This is a genomic window from Falsibacillus albus (assembly GCF_003668575.1).
Lineage (GTDB): Bacteria > Bacillota > Bacilli > Bacillales > DSM-25281 > Falsibacillus > Falsibacillus albus.
The window spans coordinates 51117-69780 of sequence record NZ_RCVZ01000017.1 but is presented as its reverse complement, the minus strand read 5'-3'; the positions used below and the strand labels follow the sequence as shown (position 1 = coordinate 69780).

Here is an 18664-nt window from a genome sequence, read left to right as displayed (position 1 = left end):
CGGCCGGATGCGGCTGCTGCTTTTCTTTAAATGGTCTCTAAATCGCCAAGCAGGACATCCAAGTCCCCTTTTTTCTCAATGTCCTTGCTTGCTTCCCTTGCTTTTTCCAAATAATATTCTTTCTTTTCCTCATTGCCCTTCACTTTATAGCCGCGGGCCAATGCTTCATAGGCAAACGCCAGATCAAAGTCGCCGATTCCGTGCTCCAGGCAAATATCCAGGCAGCGCTGTGCATGATAAAGCGCAGGCTCTGAGCGGTCCACCACAGTATAGACGCGCGAAATCTGCCACTCTCCCCTCGCCTTGTTCACCGGCTCCCCGACAAATCCCCAATGGAGTCGTGAAGCATGCGCCATATGGACCATTTCATCAGCTTCTTCAATCGTCCTTTCTTTCATCTCCATCAAATCCCAAACTTTGTTGAAATATTGAACGGCCAACTCCCTGTGATATTCATGAAAGGTTTTATCAATTTTCGTTTCGACTGCCACGCTCGGCTCCCCCTTTGTTAATTGATCTTCACCCTCCCATTATTCGACAATGAGCGCTTATTTCCTTTTTTCAAATCATTCGTATAGGCTCCATTCCCTTTTGACCATGCTGAAAAAGAGGAATTTTCGAGTCTACAAGAGTTTTATCATCGAAATCGGGCCATTTATCTGCGAACTTTTCATTTTATCTCCGAAAACCGAGAATTTATCTGCGAAGATTGCTATATATCGATTATTCGGGAAAAGCCGACAAATTTCGATACTGCAAAAGGCAAAATGAAGCAGCACAAGCTTACAGAATAGAGGGCTATTACCAATCAAAAGGAGTTTTTTCACGTGAAACAATTGGAAATCAAAGGAATATTCAATCAGTTCGGTTTTGGGCATCTTTACCTTCATCTGAAGATCCCAATCGAGATATCCGGCGTTTTAAATGGAGTCGAATCCGATTTTCTTGAAGATTTCTTTGCTGTCTACGATTTTTCAAGCTATGACCGGCTCTTCTTCGATGAGTTCAGACATTTGCTCCGGCTGCATCAAGTTATTTATAACCAGCGGCTCCAACAGTCATAGGAAAAACCCAATTTCATTTTCGTGAGATTCATTTTACAATAATGATGGGATTTCATGATCCAAATACCTTTTTTTATCGTTATCTATACATAGTAAAATTTGTGAATCCATGCTGCGTTTTAGTATGATGAAACTATTCATCATAAAAAAGGAGTACTCTATGCCTGAAATGACAGAGATAGAACTGTATGAAAGAGTGCGGCAGAAACATAAGCCCGCACTGGAAATGCTCTATGATCGTTATGAGCGGCTGCTTTTTTCCTTTGCTTATAAAATGACAGGGAATGCCCAGCTTGCCGAGGACGTCATCCAAGAGGTCTTCATCAAGCTCTGGAAAGAGCATGCCCCCTATTCCAAGGAGAAAGGGAAATTCTCTTCCTGGCTCATTACGTTGACCCGGAATACTGCCCTCGATATTTTGAGAAAGCAGAAATCGCAGGAAAGCTATGAATATATGGAAAAGGATTCATTGCAGGTAGATGAAGAAACCCCTGAAGACTTAGCGGAATGGAAGGAAAAAAGGACAATCGTCCGAAAAGCCGTTGCCGATTTGAAGATCGACCAGCAGGAAATCATCGATCTGTTTTATTTTAAAGGACAAACGCATAAAGAAATATCCGACTCAACTGGATTGCCTTTAGGAACAGTAAAAGGAAGGATCAGGCTTGCACTAAAGCATCTGCGGTCCATAATGGAAAAGGAAGGAGGGGGACAAAGTGAACTATAGCCAATGTGAGAATTTAATCGATTATTTCAATCAAAGCTTGAGCGAAAGTGAAAAAAGAGCGTTTGAAGAGCATTTGGAACAATGCGCGGATTGCCGAGAAGAATTAAAGGAATGGACAGAGCTGACATCCGACCTGGCTTTTGAATCGGAAGCTGTCTCCCCTCCTGAAGGTATGAAAGAAAGAGTCCTCATGCGTGTATTTGAAGAAGACGAGGAAGTCACGCCTGACACGGTCAATCCCAATCCTCAACCAGAACCGATTGCCCCGGTCACGCCGATGAAAGAAAAACATCCTGCCCAAAAACGGGCATGGCTATTGCCGGCGATGGCAGCAGCCCTATTGCTTTCGGTTGGCGCCAACTTCTATTTGGGCAGTCAAGTCCAGCAAAATGGCGCAGTCAATAAAACAGCTGCCGTCGATCAAGTCGTCAAATATTTGGCCCTTAATCCTGTGGACAGCAATGCCAGCGGAATGGCTTCATTTGTGAAGCAGAAAGATAACGTCAGCATGGTCATTCAAGCCTCCAACCTTGCCAAGCTGAAAGGTGACGAGGTCTACCAAGTATGGCTGATCAAAGACAAGAAGCCAATCAGGGCCGGCGCCTTCAAGTCCAGCACGACCGGTGATGGAGCAGTCGTCTTCCGGATGGACAAAAAAGAAGACCAGGACCTATCGCAATACGACACCGTCGCCATCACCCTCGAACCGAACGCCGACAGCCAGACGCCAAAAGGAAACATGGTGCTCGCATCAAAATTATAATGAATACCTGATAGCAGAATCCGAAATGGTTCTGCTATTTTTTGTTGTATTAATAATTCATCAGACTGAGTTGATTGGAGTGGAAGCTGCGCGACTCCGGAGGGAATAGCGGGAAAGCTGGGACCCCACAGCGGAGCGAGGAGATGTAAGGCGGATATTCGATTAAGCTCGGCACGTCGTGTGCCAACATCGAACGACCTCACATCCTGCGAGCCACTCGGAAAGCGAGCATCCTGCAGCGGAGATCAACCTTGCACATGCCTCTGATGAATAGAAAAATTTTCAGAAAGGGATTTTTTTATTAAGTAAAAATTCCACAAATCAAGCATGACTTGATTAATTCCCATACTTAATCGCTAAAACCAAAAGTTTGATTAAATAACTATAATCCCCTTTCATATCAAAGCTTCCAGCAGCTTCCCCAGCAAAATTCCTACAAGATTCTATCATTTTTTTAAAAGTTTTTAGAAAAATAGTGATCCAACTCGAATCCACTCTCGTTAGCTTTATGAAAAACAAACAAAAAGGAGAGATACAATATGAAATTCCGCAAATCATTAGTAGCCATTCCTCTTAGCATGTCCTTGATCCTCCCTGCCACTACGACAGTTTCCTTCGCAGCAGAAAAGCCATCTGTCATGACTCCCGCTGTAGAGCTTCGAACTACTTTGGATCACTTACTCACCGAGCATGCATACTTAGCAGTCGAAGCGATGAGAAAAGGAGCTGAAGGGGCGAAAGACTTTGATGCTTCTGCACAAGCATTGAACGCCAATGCCGATGACCTGGCAAAAGCGATTTCTTCCGTATATGGCGATGAAGCCGGAAAGCAATTCGATACGATTTGGAAGAATCACATCGGCTACTTCGTCAACTATGTAAAAGCAACAGGCGCCAATGACCAGGCGAAAAAGGATGAAGCATTGAAGAACCTAGCAAACTACAAAAATGACTTTTCAAAATTCCTGGAAAAAGCAACCGGAAAAAGACTAGAAGCAGCTTCCTTAGCAGAAGGTCTTCAAATGCATATCAATCAATTGATTGGCGCATTTGACAGCTATGTTGCCGGCGACTATGACAAAGCGTACAAATATGAGCATGAAGCGATGGATCATATGGGAATGGTTGCAAAAGGATTATCCAATGCCATCACGATGCAATTCCCGGATAAATTCAATAACACAATGGCTGTGACGCCAGCAGCAGATTTACGTTCTACTTTGAACCACTTACTTACTGAACATGCCGGACTTGCCGTGAGTGCCATGCAAAACGGATTAGACGGATCAAAAGATTTCCAAGCTTCCGCTGATGCATTGGCAGCCAACACGGATGCACTGACAAAAGCCATCTCTTCTGTATACGGAGGTGATGCCGGGCAGCAGTTCAAGAAAATGTGGTCCGAACACATCGGCTACTTCGTCGACTACACGAAAGCTGAAGCAGCCGGCGACCAGGCAAAAATGGATGAAGCCATCAAACACCTTGACAACTACCGTTCAGAATTCTCGAAATTCCTAGGAACGGCAACAGATGGAAGAGTCGATCCAACAGAGATCGCCAATGGCCTGCAAACACACGTCGAACAGTTAACCGGCGCACTTGATAACTATAAAGCCGGCAATTATAACAAAGAATACGATCAAATCCGTGAAGCGTATGCCCATATGCTGAACCCTGCGAAGGGCTTATCCGCTGCATTTGTCGATCAATTCCCAGACAAATTCATGGGGAACATGCCATCCCAAATGCCGAAAACCGGTATGGGCGGCACTTCCCAACAGCATGATCAAGTACCATTCGAATGGATCCTTGCTGGATTGTTTGCAGCGGCAGGGGCAACGACTCTCGCTCTTCAAAAGAAAAAAGCAAACCAGCAATAATCATGATATCGGAGGAGGGGCCTCCCCCTCCTCTTCTTTTGATAGGTTCTATACGAAAAGTTTGTACAAGGTTGATTTCCGCGGAAGGATGCTCGCTTTCCGAGGGGCCTCACAGGATGTGAGGTCGTTCGATGTTGGCACACGACGTGCCGAACTTAATCGAACATCCCTCTTATATCTCCTCGCTTCCCTCCGGAGTCTCGCACCTTCCGCTCCAATCAACACCCTATGATGAATTTTTATTAAAGAAACTATTGAAAACAACCTTTTGATAAAAAATCTAAAATCCCGATTATGTTTTTTTATAGATGGCTTGTTCCCAATAACGAAATAATCATCTATAAGAAAACATCTTTAGAAAAAGGAGGCTGAAGCTTCATGAAACGGTTACCACTTCTTTTCTTTGCAATCGCCATTTCACTCGTCGTGGCTGGCTTCGTCACGTCAGCCAACAGTTCTTCCAAACAGGAAGCAAGTCATCGCAAGGATGTTCCGCCGGTGAAAATCGCTCATCCAAAGGGCGATCATACGATTTCAACGACCACTACCCCTTCTAAATTCGCGGACAAAATCGTCAAAGATGAACGAACTGGAATTGTTCCTGTCAGGATCCAGATCCCGGCAATCGATGTGGATGCGAAGGTTGAAAAGGTCGGTAGGCTCGCCAATGGAAAAATGGGCGTCCCGGGAGGATTTGAATCAACCGGCTGGTATGAGGGCGGCTACAAGCCCGGCGAGCCTGGGAATGCCGTCATCGATGGACATGTCGACAGCAAAAAAGGCCCAGCCGTCTTTTACTATCTGAAGGATTTGAAAAAGGGCGACGAAATCATCATCACCGGTGAAAACAATAAGAAGCGTGTCTTTGCCGTCACAAGCGTTGAAACGTATATCCGGGACGACTCCCCGGTCAAAGATATTTTCAACTTCTCCTACGGAAGCCATCTCAACTTGATTACGTGCGCAGGCGTCTACGATCCGAAAACAACGGAAAATTCAAAGCGACTCGTCGTCTACTCACAACTTAAGGAAGCAAATTAATAGTGAACCACGAAAACCCTGTTGCCGTCTCACTCCCGGCAATGGGGTTTTGCACGTTTCTTATAAGTTTTTGCACGTAAATTAGGATTATTGCGTCATTCTCTGGATTATTGCCCGCAAATCCTATTTATTGCGCACTTATTGAATTTTTTGCGTAAAGCGCGAAATCGAATATGAAATCATATATACTTTATTTAACATAAACTCGTTATGAGGTGAATGAGTATGGAAGAGTATCTGTTTACAAAGATGATCAGCCTTGTAGTCGGCTCGCTGACCATCATTGCGTCAATTGGATACGGGCTTCTCTCCTTTATCGGAATTGGATTGGGCAGCGCCTTGAATGGAGATCAAGCTGATTCCTCTGCAGTCGACACCGCAATGATCACTTCTGGCACCCTGCTTCTTCTAGGCATCATCACCTTAGTTGGCTCATTCCTGCTTAAACATAAGCGACTAAAATTTCTATACACCGGATATTGCATCCTCCTCGGTGCTGGGTTCACGGCCGTATTTTTCGTGTCCTATAGGGCCCTGGGATCTAAAATTGCACTATTCCTTTTATGTATTGGCATCATTTATTTGCTTCTAAGTTATTGGGTGATTAAAAAAAAATAAAAATTCGCACTTTTTATGGGCGGATCATGAAACTCTCTTCATTTCTCTTGAAATTGTACTTGCACGATATTGGGTCATCGAACCCTTTTCGAAACGACAAACTCCGTAATCGGCATCGTTATACACGCAAGCCCGATGACCAAAACCAGCGGGAGATTTTTAATATCATTTAGGGAAGTGACCTTCTCTGAAACAATCAACACAAGCACCATCAACCCAAGCAAGACGTAGTAGCTTATTTTCGAGCTTAATAGAGTGATGCGTTTTTCCACTTCATCTTTTTCCGCTTCATGCTTCCCTTCCATCTCACCCCAAGTCAGCGATTGAAATAAAAACGCAATACCTATAAAAACAAAGAAAAGGGTTGTGGGACTAATGATTCCTTCAGTGGTCCATTCGTAAATACCAAATCCGCCGACAGCCAGGATGACAACTAAAGAACAGGTAATGCTCACTATTTTAACAGCCTTCATGGTCAACTCTCCTTTCTTTGAATGACCTTTTTCTAGAAACTGAAATATGTAATTCGTGTTATAATTATTTTAACATATTTTTCCTTTTGTTTTTTAAAAAATTATCATGATTGATCATTCAGTATGATAGAGGCGGTGACTAACGTTGGCAGGTTATGAACAAAGAATCATCCATACAGAAAGAGGTTCGTTCGAAGTATTTATCAGCGGTAATGGCCAACCTTTGTGTGTCACACACCTTTACCAGGAATTTTCCAACAGCGGCTCTTCGTTTGCAGATTGTCTATCCCCATTTTACAAAGTCATCTTAGTCAACTTAAAAGAGGCCGGAAATTCATCAAAGGCACACCGTTCAACTGAACTGACCATGGCTGAGACCGTTAAGGATCTTGAAAGCATCCGGACTGCGCTAGGCTTCTCAACATGGTCTTTCGCCGGCCATTCTACCGGCGGCTTTTTAGGATTGACCTATGCCGCCAGCCACCCCGAAGTGTTGGATGAACTTATCTTATGCGGCACTTCTGCATCGAAGGAATTTCTGGAGCCAGACAATTGCATCTATAACTTTAAGACGGGGACACATCGCAAGGAAGTCACCAAGATTTTTCTCACCTTGATGCTTCCATTTGTTTCGAAAACAAAAAAACGCTCAGCCAGCAGGAAGCTGATTGAGCTATCTCTCCATGAACCCGAAAAGTATGATGAGTATTTCCGTGATCGGCCATCCAGTAAGATCATAAGAAAAAGAATGCAGGCGTATAACAAAGAGTTGAAAACCTATGATGTACGAACGGAATTAAAACATATAAAAATTCCCACGCTCATCCCCTGTGGTCGATATGATGTTCAATGCCCTCTGATTTTCTCAAAGGAGCTGCATGAAGTGATGCCGCATTCCCAATTGGTGATTTTTGAACATAGCAATCATTTTCCGTTCATTGAAGAGGCGAACGACTTCACAAGAGCCGTTCAGGATTTTACAAACACGATTATCAGGAATGACATTTAATTTCCACTCCAGGATGCAAGCTTTCCACGGGCCATGTACGCTTGATCAACACAATCATTTTATTCTCGCACTATCAACGCGATAAAATATGAATATTCCAAAAGGCATACCAAATACCATTACGAAGCACGATCCCATTCCAGAAAAGTATCTGCTTTGAGAGATAATTTCTATTTCCTTTTCTTTTCTATGTATCCCCACAGGTAGTAAACAATCCAAAACACGATGGGTATTAGAAGTACATATGGTCTTAAATGCTGTGGTGATAACTTCATTAACACTATTCCAATGATCAAAAACGGGGGCATTAGTATCCAATATCTTTTTTTAATCAATGCTTTACATCCTTCTTCCCTACCCCATAGCCGATAGAGGACCATAGGAAAAAAACAAATAAACTGGTTACCCCAAAATTGTGTGAAACCAGGCTGATGGCCAGCCAGGAAACAAATGCACCTAAAAATAGCATCAAGAGATTCTTTGTCATATGTGCTCCCCCTTACAAAACATCATTCCAATTTATATTAACATATTTTCCCTTGTCATCACCTTTGCGTTCTCCTCATCAAAAAAAAAAAAACCGGGCACAAACCATTGCTGGTCATGTGCCCGATCGTGTAAATTCCTGCTTATTTGGATCTGTTTTTTATAAATGTTGCTATTTAATCTAGTAGTATTCTTTAAACCACTCCACAAAACGGGTAATTCCATCCTCGATCGATGTCATGGGAGCATATCCGAAATCTTTAACCAATTCATCTATATCAGCATATGTTTCCAACACATCGCCAGGCTGAATCGCCACGTAATTCTTTTGTGCTTTCATACCCAATTTTTCTTCTATAAGCTGAACAAAATAGTCCAATTGAATTGGATGGCGGTTTCCAATATTATAAATGCGGTAAAGGTTGGGGGATTCGGGCTGATGAGGGGTTTTCAAGATTCGCCATATAGATTCCACCACGTCATCGATGTAGGTGAAATCCCGCTTCATTCTGCCATGATTAAAGAGGTTGATCGGCTCCCCTTTGGTTATGGACTCAGCAAAAGTGAATAAAGCCATATCCGGCCTCCCCCAAGGACCATATACTGTGAAAAACCTTAAGCCGGTTGTGGGTAGTTGATATAAGTGGGTGTATGCATGAGCCATGAGCTCATTTGCTTTTTTCGTCGCAGCATATAAACTGATGGGATGATCCGTCCGATCTTCACAAGAAAATGGGATCTGCTTGTTCTTCCCATAGACAGAACTGGTGGAAGCATATATCAGATGCTTGATTTGAAAGGTTCTGCAGCATTCAAGGATGTTTGCGAATCCAACAAGGTTCGATTGGATATAGACCTCCGGATTTTTCAGGCTGTATCGAACACCAGCCTGTGCAGCCAAATGGATGACACTGTCAAATTTGAATTGAGTGAATATGCTTTCAAGCAATTCGTCGTTTTCGATCGATCCTTTTATAAAGTGAAAATTTGATTGTGTCTTCAATATATTTAAACGATCTTCTTTCAGCTTCGTATCATAATATTCATTTAAATTATCAAGTCCAACAACTTTGACCCCTTCTGCCAACAATTTTTTTGCCACATGGAAGCCGATGAATCCTGCACAACCTGTAATCAGAACGAATGTATCATTTTGCTGCAAGTGCCACACCTCCTTTCCCATTTAGGATGATAAATCGCATAGGACCTTATAGAGGGGGCCTGCCAACACCCATATATACATATCCCAAATTTTTCATCACTTCGGGGTCAAGTGAATTTCTTCCATCAAATATATACGGCTGTGCCATTACCTTTTTAGCTGATTTCCAATCCAATTCGGTGAATTGCTTCCATTCGGTCGCAATGATTGCTGCATCTGCGTTTGTAAGTGCTTGTAAAGGATCTGTTTTATAACTAATGCCTGGAAACAGCTTTTTTACATGCTCCATTCCTTTCGGATCAAAAACTGAAATCAATGCTTTTTTCTTCACCAAATAATCGATTATTTTCAATGACGAGGCTTCCCGGATATCATCCGTATCCGGTTTAAAGGTAAGCCCCAAGACAGTTATCTGTTTACCTGAAAAACTTCCCAGTGCGTTTTCTGCTTTTTCCAAAAACCATTGTGCCTGCGTTTCATTTACAGCGCACACTGCTTCAACAATTCCAAGCGAAAGATTCCTTTGAAGTGCAATTTGGGCCAGCGCTTTTGTATCTTTCGGGAAACACGATCCCCCATAGCCAATGCCAGCTTGTAGAAATTGATGGCCGATCCTGCTGTCCAGCCCCATTCCTTTCGAAACTTCGGCCACATCAACGCCAAGTACATCACAAAGCCTGGCAAGTTCATTCATAAATGAAATCTTTGCTGCTAAAAAAGAATTGGAGGCATATTTGATCATTTCAGCATTTTTTGGGGAAGTGCACATAATATTTGGACACCTAAATTCCTTGTATATGGTTCTCATGATTGTTTCTGCTCTTTCCGAATCACTGCCTATGACGATCCGTTCTGGATCGATGGCATCCTCCATTGCTTTTCCTTCCCTCAGAAATTCCGGATTGGACACTGTGTCGAAAGGAATATTGGATTTCCTTGCTTTCAGTTCATCCTGAATGACTTCCTGTACATAATTTACCGTTCCGACTGGTACGGTACTCTTAATGACAATGACTTTATAATCGTTCATGTACCTGCCAATTTCTTTGGCTGCTTCCTTTATATAGGAAAGATCAGCTTCGCCGGTTGTCAGTGAAGGAGTCCCGACTGCCAGAAATATGACTTCGCAACCTTGAATGATTTGTTTAATATCTGTGGTAAAGGATAGCAGGTTTTTCTGAATAAATTCCTTCAAGGCTTCCTCAAGCCCATCTTCATAAAATGGAACTTTCAAACGCTGAAAGGCCTTAATTTTTTCTTGATTGTTATCAGCGACAAACACTTCATGACCATGATGGGCAAACGCTGCAGCAGTGGTCGTTCCAACATACCCCGCCCCAATAATTGCTATTTTCATATACACGACATCTCCAAAAGCCTCAACTACATGGCTGTATATCATTTCTATAAACTATGTGCAATTGCCAAATCGGGAAAGGCGCCTCCCCAGAAATCAGCATGATTTTATCGGCAGGTACCTATTCTCCACCTTGCTCTCCGGCAAGTAATTGCTGCAAGTATTGAATAACATCGTCTCGAAAATCGGTCCGCTTCATGGCGTAGTCCAATGTAGCACGGATAAAGCCCATCTTATTCCCGATATCATATCTCTTCCCCTGAAAATGATAGGCAACGACAGTTTGGGATTGAATCAAGATTTGTATGGCGTCCGTCAATTGAATTTCCCCACCCAAACCTGGAGTAAGGTTTTTTAAAATATCAAATATCTCCGGCATCAAAATATACCTTCCCATAACCGCGTATCGTGAAGGGGCATTGAGGCTATCCGGTTTTTCGATAACCTCCTCGACATTGATGACATTTTTATCTATATCAGCCCCTTTTGGCTTGATGATGCCATACTTTGAAACATCCTCCTCTGAAACAGTCTGGACTCCCACCACCGAGCAATGGTATTTGTAGAATATGTTCATCAACTGTTTTAAACATGGAGTGGTTGAGTCTACGACATCGTCACCCAATAAAATGGCGAATGGTTCATTTCCAATAAAGCTTTTTGCACAATAAATAGCGTCACCCAACCCCTTTGGTTCCTTTTGGCGGATGTAATGAATATTGGCCAAATCTGAAATCTGCTGAACTTGAGAAAGGAGTGTATGCTTATTTTTTTGAAAAAGATTTTCCTCCAATTCATACGATCGATCAAAGTGATCTTCGATTGAGCGCTTATTTCTTCCGCTGATGATGATGATATCTTCTATACCTGATGCGACAGCTTCTTCTACAATGTATTGAATTGCCGGTTTATCCACGATGGGAAGCATTTCTTTTGGCAGTGCTTTAGTGGCTGGAAGAAATCTTGTTCCAAGTCCTGCTGCAGGGATGATGGCTTTTCTGATCTTCATGGATTCCCCCCCTTTTTTCGTAAGTTTTCGTTTATATATTCATATGAAAGAAAAGACATAATGTTTGGAGGCATTGACTTTTTAGGAAAATGACCCATTTTAGACAATCTTGATTTATAATCACCACTCCAAATTCGGGACATCTTCCCTATACATTTTTTTTTACTGAACATATGGTACTAAAAAGGGAGAGGGGCGCCCCCCCTCTTGAGATTAAATATGCAAAGAAAAAATATATCCAATGCTTGATGTCACAATATAAAATCTAAAACGGGAGAGGTCATTGATGAAGAATATTATTGAATCTTGGGAAGTGAGGGAAACAGATTCAGATTTTTTCGTACCGGAATATATCGAACAACTCGCGGATAGGGTTCAGGAGTTTTATGATTTCGAGGTGTACGGCAGGACAGTCGTCACAACGAAGCCTGATAAAGGAGGGGCCATATGGAAGCTCGAAACGGATAAAGGTCCTAAAAGTTTAAAACTGCTGCATCGCAGGCCGACAAGAAGTTTGTTCAGTTTGGGAGCACAGGAATATTTAGTGATGGAAAAAAAAGCGAATGTACCGCCCATCATCAGAACAAGAAATGGAAATATGAGTGTATGTGCCGGAAGGAAATTATGGTTTGTCGCTGAATGGATCGAACCATTATCTCCTGTCTCAAAAGACCTCGAGGGGGCTAAACAGTTATGTGCAGCACTCGGTGAATTTCATCGGCTTAGCAAAGGCTATGTTCCCCCAGCAGGTGCTGAAAGAGTCTCCAGACTTCACAAATGGCCGAAATTTTACGAAAAGATGATCTATAAAATGGATTGGTTCAGAAATATTGCCCTTGCCTATGATGAAATGCCTGCGAGCAAAACATTATTGTCCGTTGTGGACAAATTTGAGAAACAGGCAAAGGAGAGCCTAGACGCTCTATTGCATTCCGAATATGTAAATTTAGTCACAAAAGGGAATCAGCATTTTGGATTGGTCCATCAAGATTATGGCTGGTCCAATGGACAAAAGGGAGCCCACGGAATGTGGATCATCGATTTGGATGGAGTTTCCTTTGACTTACCGATTCGTGATCTTCGAAAGCTGATAACCGGAACAATGGCGGATTTATTTACATGGGATCCTGAATGGGTCAAGGAAATGATACTTGCTTACCACAATGAAAATCCTATCACACCAGAGCTTTTTGACATATTAATAATCGACTTATCTTTACCTAATGAATTCTATAAAAATATTAAAGAAATAGTCTATGAGCCTGAAATGTTTCTCAATGCTGAGACATCAGCCCTCATTCATACTATTGATGATTTGGAACAGTCAAAATGGGCTGTACTTGAAGAAATCAAAAAGGATTGGAGCGAATTAATCAAATGATGAAAATCCTTATGATCTGCACAGAAAAGCTCCCAGTTCCGCCTGTGCTTGGCGGCGCGATTCAAACCTATATCGAAGGCGTCCTCCCGATATTAGGGAAATCCCATGATATCACAGTGCTGGGAATTAGCGATCCTTCACTTCCGAATGAGGAAACAATAAATGGAATCAAGTATGTTCGCATACCTGGTAAAATATTTGAAATTTACCAAAATGGGATTGTGAAATATTTATTTTCCAACAACTTTGATTTGATTCATATTTTTAACCGGCCCAGACTTGTTTTACCAGTAAGAAATGCTGCTCCTCTAGCAAAAATAACTTTAAGCATGCATAACGATATGTTCAATAAAGACAAAATCCACCCGTTTGAAGCCAAAAAAGCACTCAAAGAGGTCTCTAACATCTCCACAGTCAGCAATTATGTCGGCAATGTAATACGGACCCTATATCCGGAAGCTTCATCGAAGATAAGAACGATTTATTCCGGTGTTGATACAAATCGTTTTCTCCCTGGAGAACATCCCTGGATGAATGATGTGAGAAATAGACTGCGCAAAGAGAATGGGCTGGAGAACAAAACCGTCATTTTATTTGCAGGACGGCTTTCTAAAAATAAAGGGGTCGATAAACTGATCAGGGCACTACCCCAGCTTTCCACAAAGTTCCCCGACTTAGCATTAGTCATTGTAGGCAGCAAATGGTTCAGCCAGAATGAGTTGACGGATTACATCGCCTATATAAAAGCATTGGCAAATAAATTATCCATCCCAGTCGTTAGCACAGGCTTCGTCTCTCCTTCAGAGATCCAAAAATGGTTTGCAGCTTCAGATTTATTTGTCTGTACGTCCCAATGGCAGGAGCCCTTGGCACGTGTCCATTATGAAGCAATGGCAGCGGGCCTGCCTCTTGTTACGACAGCACGAGGAGGGAATGCTGAAGTAATCATTCCTGGAAAGAATGGCTACGTAGTGGAAAACCCAGAGGATCCTAATGAGTTTGCCTTGAGCATCTCAAAAATACTATCCGATCCTTCATTGATGAGAGAAATGGGGGAAACGGGGAGAAAGCTCGCTCTCACACACTATGAATGGAAAAGAGTTGCATCTGAGCTGCTGGACATGTTTGATGAGACTGCCAATTCATAAATAGCATGCTAATAGAAAGGAGTATTGTCATGGTGATGACAATACTCCTTTTTTAAACTCGTCCTCTTTTTCATGTATTGAAAACCCTTTTTGAACAGCAACGCACAAAAAGGGCTAATGAAGATTTAAATTGTTAAACTATTGTTTACCAATAATCGTCGTCATCATCTTTCTTTAACTCTTCTGCTTCCTCAACTTCATCTTCATCCTCATCCTCATCTTCATCGTCTTCGTCATCGTCATCTTCTTCAGCATCCAATTTGAATTCAGCCTCTGTTTCATCATCAAATTCTACTTTAACCTTGACTTCATCGGAATCTGGTAATGAGTTCAGGACCGCACGCAAAGCGTCTTCAAAGGCAGCATTTTCATCTAATGTCAATCCACCATCATAATCGATTACAATCTTTGCTTTTTTAACCTCTTTAGCCATCCATATCCCTCCTTTTCCTTAGAATATACGTCTCCCTTTAAGATGATATGCTTAAAAATCCTCCTCAACCATTTGGAAATTGAAAATAAATTTGCACACCATTAAAGCAGCTGATATCGTCCATTAATCGGGATGAATGTACTTTGCTTTTTATACCATATGTGGGACTCCTCACATTTGATATGAGGCAGATGCATTAATTCTCAAACAGGCCTGACAGGACCACCATCCATTTATCAAAGGCCTTGGTCAAAGATAAATGGAGCATAAAACCAAACAGGTTTTATGCTCCATTTTTTATGGATCGCTATTTAATTCACTGTTCCGCCTGCGCTTGTGTAGCGTGCGTCGAATTCTTGGACGAATTGGTTGGCTACGGCTGCGTCATGGATAAACAGCATGTTTTCATCGTTGTTGCTATTGCCGTTTGTGCTCCAGTTGGTGGAACCGACGACAACGGTTGGATCGCTGTTTGTATCTGCATCGATGATCATCGTCTTCGCATGCATCTTTCTTGTTTCGGCGTCCTTATAAACCGGCGCCGGGTTGTTCCAGCGGATATTCGGGTTGTTCGTGCTGGACTGGGACGCTGTTACTCCGCGCATTTCCACACTTGCAGACCACCACTGGTTCCAGTAGCTTGCATCGTATACACCTTTGACGTCGAATCCTGTCAGTGTACCTGTTTGGTCAGCGTAGGAGCCTTCCCATTTGTTCTTGAGTTCGTTGACAAGCGTCTGGTCGCTCCATGCAAATATCGTGAAGTAGGCGCTGTAGTCCGCTTCATTTTTCACAAGATTGGCAAGGTGGCCCAATGCATCATCGCCGCCGGAGAAATAGATTTCGACTTTTTTGCCGCCGATGTCCAATACGTGCGGCGTGTTGTCTATTTTGCGGGTGTTGAAGTTTGAAACGGCTGGATCTGGCTGCGCCGTACCGCTTCCCCACATTTCTTCGAATTCCGTTTTATAAATGGAAGCTAGCTCAGGTGAGTTGATTTCCACGGAATGCTGCTGATTTCCATCAAGAATTCCTTGCTGCATGTTCGTATCATCACCGTAAAGCCCTGTTACGGTGAAATTCCAGCTGCCGGTGAAGACCCATTGATTGTCGACAAGCACGAATTTATTGTGCATTTGATGATCAGGTGAATAGTAGGCATTCGCTGCTTTTTCTTCACCATCCACGAACAGGTGGCCTGTCATGGAAGAACTTCCTACATCAACGGTTTTCGTCGGGATGTCGGAAAGGTCTGCCGGAAGTCCATATTCGCTTCGTTTCGCCGCATCCTCCACGGCAAACATCGGTGAGTCTGAGAAGATGTGAACGTCATCGCTGGTTCCAAGCGTACCGTCTTCCCCACGTTCCATTTTTTCTAAATAAAGGCGCATCGTTTGGTAGCGCTCAGTGTAATAAGGGTCTGTCGCATCTTTCGCATCAGCCAGGATCCGGACTTGGACGCCTTCCGCTGCTTTTTGCATAAGTGTATCGATGACATGAGGCAAATTGATTTCATATGTAGCCATATCGATCGTTGATGTTGCACTATTCAAACGTTTGATTAAACGATTTTCGAGGTTTACATTATAGTTCGCTTCGTTTCCTGCAGAAGCATATTGTGTCAGAGCGCTTTTGTTAAAGTAAACGTTGATGGCATTCAAAGCTTCACTTACATGATTCAGGTGCTCCGTCGTTTTTGCGGAAGCGGTGTTGGCTGCTTTCGGTGTGCCATATCCGCCGTTGTAAGAAGCCGTCGAGCTCTTCCAGTTGCTGGCTGAATTTCCGTCCGCTGTGGCATCCACTCTTTCCATTGTCGCTTTCGTTGTGTTATCGCCTGCGTACCAGCTGCCGACGGAATCGATGAGGTTGCTTGAGGAGTCGTATAATTCCAATGACTCATTGGAATTTGCGAGTGCACCGCTGTAAATCATATCTGCCGCAGTATACGGGATCGTGCTATCATCCGTGCGTTCTAATAGGAAATATCCATTGGCTTTGATCGTCCCTGTTAGATTGACCGATACCGAACCGTCTGGAGTCTTCAGTGTCCAGCCGCTCAGGTCGATATCCGATGAAGTCGGATTGTAAAGCTCCATCCACTCATCATTGTAAGATGTCGTCGTTCCCATCCACGCCACTTCATTGATGACAACATCATGAATGGTTGCAGCGGATGTTTTTTGGGCCATGCCCGGTGTTAAAAAAGTACCAGTAATGATTGCTAATGACATAATTGCCGAAAATACTGCTTTCACTCTTTCCACCTCTTTTGTTTGATTTAGGAAAACTCTCCAATATCTATTTAAACATGTCGAATTTTGTAGATGAATAGGTAGAAAGTTTCGTCCTTTTTTATGATTGTGTAAACGATTCCAGGTATATCTATGCGTTTTGTGTAAATTATCAGTAAAGGCTCTATGTTTTCTAGTCTTATTTACCTTATTTATTTCAAAATAAAGGAATATCCAACTAGAGTTTTTAAGTTTGTTATTTTCGAAGAAAAAGGATAAGAATGATTAAATTTGGAGTGACTATCGATGAGTGGAATTGTGAATACCCTGAACCACCTTATTATCCCGTCATTTTTTTCTCACAGAGGACAAATGGTGATAAAACAGCCAATAAAATGGAAGGGTTGGCAGCACAGCTAGAGGGATTTCTTGACGTGGCCCGTGATTCAGGATTCGGGGAGGATTCTTTGGAGGCAATCCATAAATGGAAGGACCACTCAGCACATCAGACTGCACAGGCCAGTGGCAAAACTGTATGGCACAAGAACTCCCCACTTAGAATCTGTAAAGTGGAAAGGGATCATTATTTAATATGGAATAATTAAAACAAAAAAGCTTAGAGTCAAAACTCCAAGCTTAATAAGGCTTCTCTTGATAAAAATAATTCGGTGTGTTCCATTTGTTGTCGTACTGTTGATGGAAAATGTGCGTGGTGGCCGGCGAGACAGGCGGAATCAGCCATGTCCAGTCGCCGGTGACTTTGCGTCCGGTCTGTTCTTCCTGCTGCTCGAACAGCTTGAACTGGGAGGCAGCCGTGTGGTGGTCAACGATGCTCACTCCATCATTTTTAAAAGAATCATGGACCGCGATATTCAGCTCCACAAGTGCTTTATCCTTCCATAGGGTGGATGGGCGGCTAATGTCCAACCCCATGCACGACGCCACTTTAGGAAGCATGTTGTACCTAAATTCGTCGGCAAGATTCCTGGCGCCGATTTCTGTCCCCATGTACCAGCCATTGAACGGCGCCGCTTCATATTCAATGCCGCCAATCTCCAGCTTCATGTCGGATATCATCGGGACGGCATACCATTTCAACTGCAGGTCTTCGAACCATTCAAATTCAGGATGCGTGATCGGCACCTCGAGAATAAGCTCTTCAGGTATTTCAAAATAGGCTGGATCCTTTTCCCCTATCTGAAAGACGAGCGGAAGGATATCGAAATTCGTCCCTTTTCCCTTCCAACCCAGCTCAAGGCACTTTTTCGTAAAAAGAATGGAATCGGGGTCGCCGACAATGCCATGCTCATGCTCGTAGCCGGCATAGCGGATAAGCTGATGGTTCCAGATCCGCACTTTATTTTCCTTGTGGGAAGCCTTGAAAATCGTAATCGTGGGGAGGATCTTCCCTCCATTTGACGCGTATTTTATATGGTTTTCCAAATCACGGCGAACATGCTCTTCCGTTTCCGATTCCCTCGCATCGAACACATGGAGTGTATTCCAAAATAGCCTCCCGATGCAGCGGTTGCTGTTCCGCCACGCCATCTTAGCGCCATGCTCGAGTTCCTCAAATGTATGATCATAAAACCCGGTGCGCCCGATTTGCTGCTGGACTTCTGTCAGACGGCTTTCCAACCGTTCCCGTCCGATGCCAAGCTCCGCGTAGCAGGTTTCGATAAACGTCTTTGCTTGTTCCCATAAGTCATTGTTGGTTTTCACAGTATCATCCTTAAGTCATAGTTGCTTTTATTTTATTATAAATTCGTAAGGACAACAATTTTCAATGCTTGGTAAAAGTGATTTGGAATTACCCAAACCATCCTTAACTTTTTATCTTTCACTCTACCCCTTCCTTAAAAAAAGGAGTATAAATCCA

At 42.9% G+C, this 18664-nt stretch carries 18 protein-coding genes and 1 pseudogene; 10 read left to right on the top strand and 9 right to left on the bottom strand.

Translation table 11 applies throughout. From position 1 onward, the window contains the following. Window positions 1-26 precede the first annotated feature (26 nt). On the bottom strand, window positions 27-491 hold the full coding sequence (locus D9X91_RS18970) for a hypothetical protein (RefSeq protein WP_121682223.1): 465 nt from the start codon (window positions 489-491) through the stop codon (window positions 27-29). Window positions 492-827: 336 nt separating this feature from the next. Between D9X91_RS18970 and D9X91_RS18965 the strand changes: the two genes are divergently transcribed. The 6 genes from D9X91_RS18965 to D9X91_RS18935 all read left to right on the top strand — a co-directional run bounded on the left by D9X91_RS18965 (window position 828) and on the right by D9X91_RS18935 (window position 6096). After that, window positions 828-1064: a hypothetical protein gene (locus D9X91_RS18965; protein ID WP_121682222.1), complete on the top strand. Its 237-nt coding sequence runs from the start codon at window positions 828-830 to the stop codon at window positions 1062-1064. A 160-nt stretch (window positions 1065-1224) separates the two neighbouring features. After that, window positions 1225-1791 carry an RNA polymerase sigma factor gene (locus tag D9X91_RS18960; RefSeq protein ID WP_121682221.1) on the top strand — a complete coding sequence of 189 codons (567 nt, stop codon included), beginning with the start codon at window positions 1225-1227 and terminating at the stop codon, window positions 1789-1791. Further along, entirely contained in the window at window positions 1781-2554 is a 774-nt protein-coding gene (locus tag D9X91_RS18955; protein WP_121682220.1) for an anti-sigma factor, read from the top strand. Before D9X91_RS18960 ends, D9X91_RS18955 begins: the two co-directional genes overlap by 11 nt. A 539-nt stretch (window positions 2555-3093) precedes the next feature. After that, a complete protein-coding gene (locus D9X91_RS18945; RefSeq protein WP_121682218.1) occupies window positions 3094-4437 on the top strand; it encodes a copper amine oxidase in 1344 nt (447 codons plus the stop codon). Between the two features lie 378 nt (window positions 4438-4815). Next, the gene (locus D9X91_RS18940) at window positions 4816-5478 is read left to right on the top strand and encodes a class F sortase (protein WP_121682217.1); all 663 of its coding nucleotides are present in this window, start codon (window positions 4816-4818) and stop codon (window positions 5476-5478) included. A gap of 225 nt (window positions 5479-5703) precedes the next feature. Then, window positions 5704-6096 carry a hypothetical protein gene (locus tag D9X91_RS18935; RefSeq protein WP_121682216.1) on the top strand — a complete coding sequence of 131 codons (393 nt, stop codon included), beginning with the start codon at window positions 5704-5706 and terminating at the stop codon, window positions 6094-6096. A gap of 74 nt (window positions 6097-6170) precedes the next feature. On the opposite strand, the gene D9X91_RS18930 is transcribed toward D9X91_RS18935, so the two are convergent. After that, complete coding sequence (locus D9X91_RS18930) at window positions 6171-6569, bottom strand: hypothetical protein (protein ID WP_121682215.1); 399 nt, start codon at window positions 6567-6569, stop codon at window positions 6171-6173. Window positions 6570-6714: 145 nt separating this feature from the next. Here D9X91_RS18930 and D9X91_RS18925 point away from each other — a divergent pair, with 145 nt between their 5' ends. Further along, complete coding sequence (locus D9X91_RS18925; protein ID WP_121682214.1) at window positions 6715-7578, top strand: alpha/beta fold hydrolase; 864 nt, start codon at window positions 6715-6717, stop codon at window positions 7576-7578. Between the two features lie 331 nt (window positions 7579-7909). Here the strand turns inward: D9X91_RS18925 and D9X91_RS22385 are convergent, their stop codons facing one another. The 4 genes from D9X91_RS22385 to galU all read right to left on the bottom strand — a co-directional run bounded on the left by D9X91_RS22385 (window position 7910) and on the right by galU (window position 11592). Next, window positions 7910-8065 carry a tRNA U-34 5-methylaminomethyl-2-thiouridine biosynthesis protein gene (locus D9X91_RS22385; RefSeq protein ID WP_148709090.1) on the bottom strand — a complete coding sequence of 52 codons (156 nt, stop codon included), beginning with the start codon at window positions 8063-8065 and terminating at the stop codon, window positions 7910-7912. Between the two features lie 180 nt (window positions 8066-8245). Continuing rightward, the gene (locus D9X91_RS18915; RefSeq protein ID WP_121682212.1) at window positions 8246-9226 is read right to left on the bottom strand and encodes an NAD-dependent epimerase; all 981 of its coding nucleotides are present in this window, start codon (window positions 9224-9226) and stop codon (window positions 8246-8248) included. 46 nt (window positions 9227-9272) lie between these two features. Then, window positions 9273-10583: a UDP-glucose dehydrogenase family protein gene (locus tag D9X91_RS18910; RefSeq protein WP_121682211.1), complete on the bottom strand. Its 1311-nt coding sequence runs from the start codon at window positions 10581-10583 to the stop codon at window positions 9273-9275. A gap of 121 nt (window positions 10584-10704) precedes the next feature. Continuing rightward, window positions 10705-11592: a UTP--glucose-1-phosphate uridylyltransferase GalU gene (gene galU / locus D9X91_RS18905; RefSeq protein WP_121682210.1), complete on the bottom strand. Its 888-nt coding sequence runs from the start codon at window positions 11590-11592 to the stop codon at window positions 10705-10707. 286 nt (window positions 11593-11878) lie between these two features. Here galU and D9X91_RS18900 point away from each other — a divergent pair, with 286 nt between their 5' ends. Beyond that, window positions 11879-12973, top strand: a complete 1095-nt coding sequence (locus D9X91_RS18900) for a CotS family spore coat protein (protein WP_121682209.1) — start codon at window positions 11879-11881, stop codon at window positions 12971-12973. Then, window positions 12973-14106: pseudogene (locus tag D9X91_RS18895) on the top strand (glycosyltransferase family 4 protein); the annotation flags it as partial. The gene D9X91_RS18900 and the pseudogene D9X91_RS18895, both read left to right, overlap by 1 nt. Window positions 14107-14266: 160 nt before the next feature. Here D9X91_RS18895 and D9X91_RS18890 read toward each other — a convergent pair. Next, window positions 14267-14554 (bottom strand): hypothetical protein, encoded by a 288-nt coding sequence (locus D9X91_RS18890; protein ID WP_121682208.1) that lies wholly within the window; start codon window positions 14552-14554, stop codon window positions 14267-14269. 311 nt (window positions 14555-14865) lie between these two features. Next, a complete protein-coding gene (locus D9X91_RS18885; RefSeq protein ID WP_233569853.1) occupies window positions 14866-16809 on the bottom strand; it encodes a phospholipase D-like domain-containing protein in 1944 nt (647 codons plus the stop codon). Window positions 16810-17066: 257 nt separating this feature from the next. Here D9X91_RS18885 and D9X91_RS18880 point away from each other — a divergent pair, with 257 nt between their 5' ends. Continuing rightward, window positions 17067-17390 carry an antibiotic biosynthesis monooxygenase family protein gene (locus tag D9X91_RS18880; protein ID WP_121682207.1) on the top strand — a complete coding sequence of 108 codons (324 nt, stop codon included), beginning with the start codon at window positions 17067-17069 and terminating at the stop codon, window positions 17388-17390. 31 nt (window positions 17391-17421) lie between these two features. Here the strand turns inward: D9X91_RS18880 and D9X91_RS18875 are convergent, their stop codons facing one another. Beyond that, on the bottom strand, window positions 17422-18507 hold the full coding sequence (locus D9X91_RS18875) for a nitric oxide synthase oxygenase (RefSeq protein WP_121682206.1): 1086 nt from the start codon (window positions 18505-18507) through the stop codon (window positions 17422-17424). Between the last annotated feature and the right edge of the window lie 157 nt (window positions 18508-18664).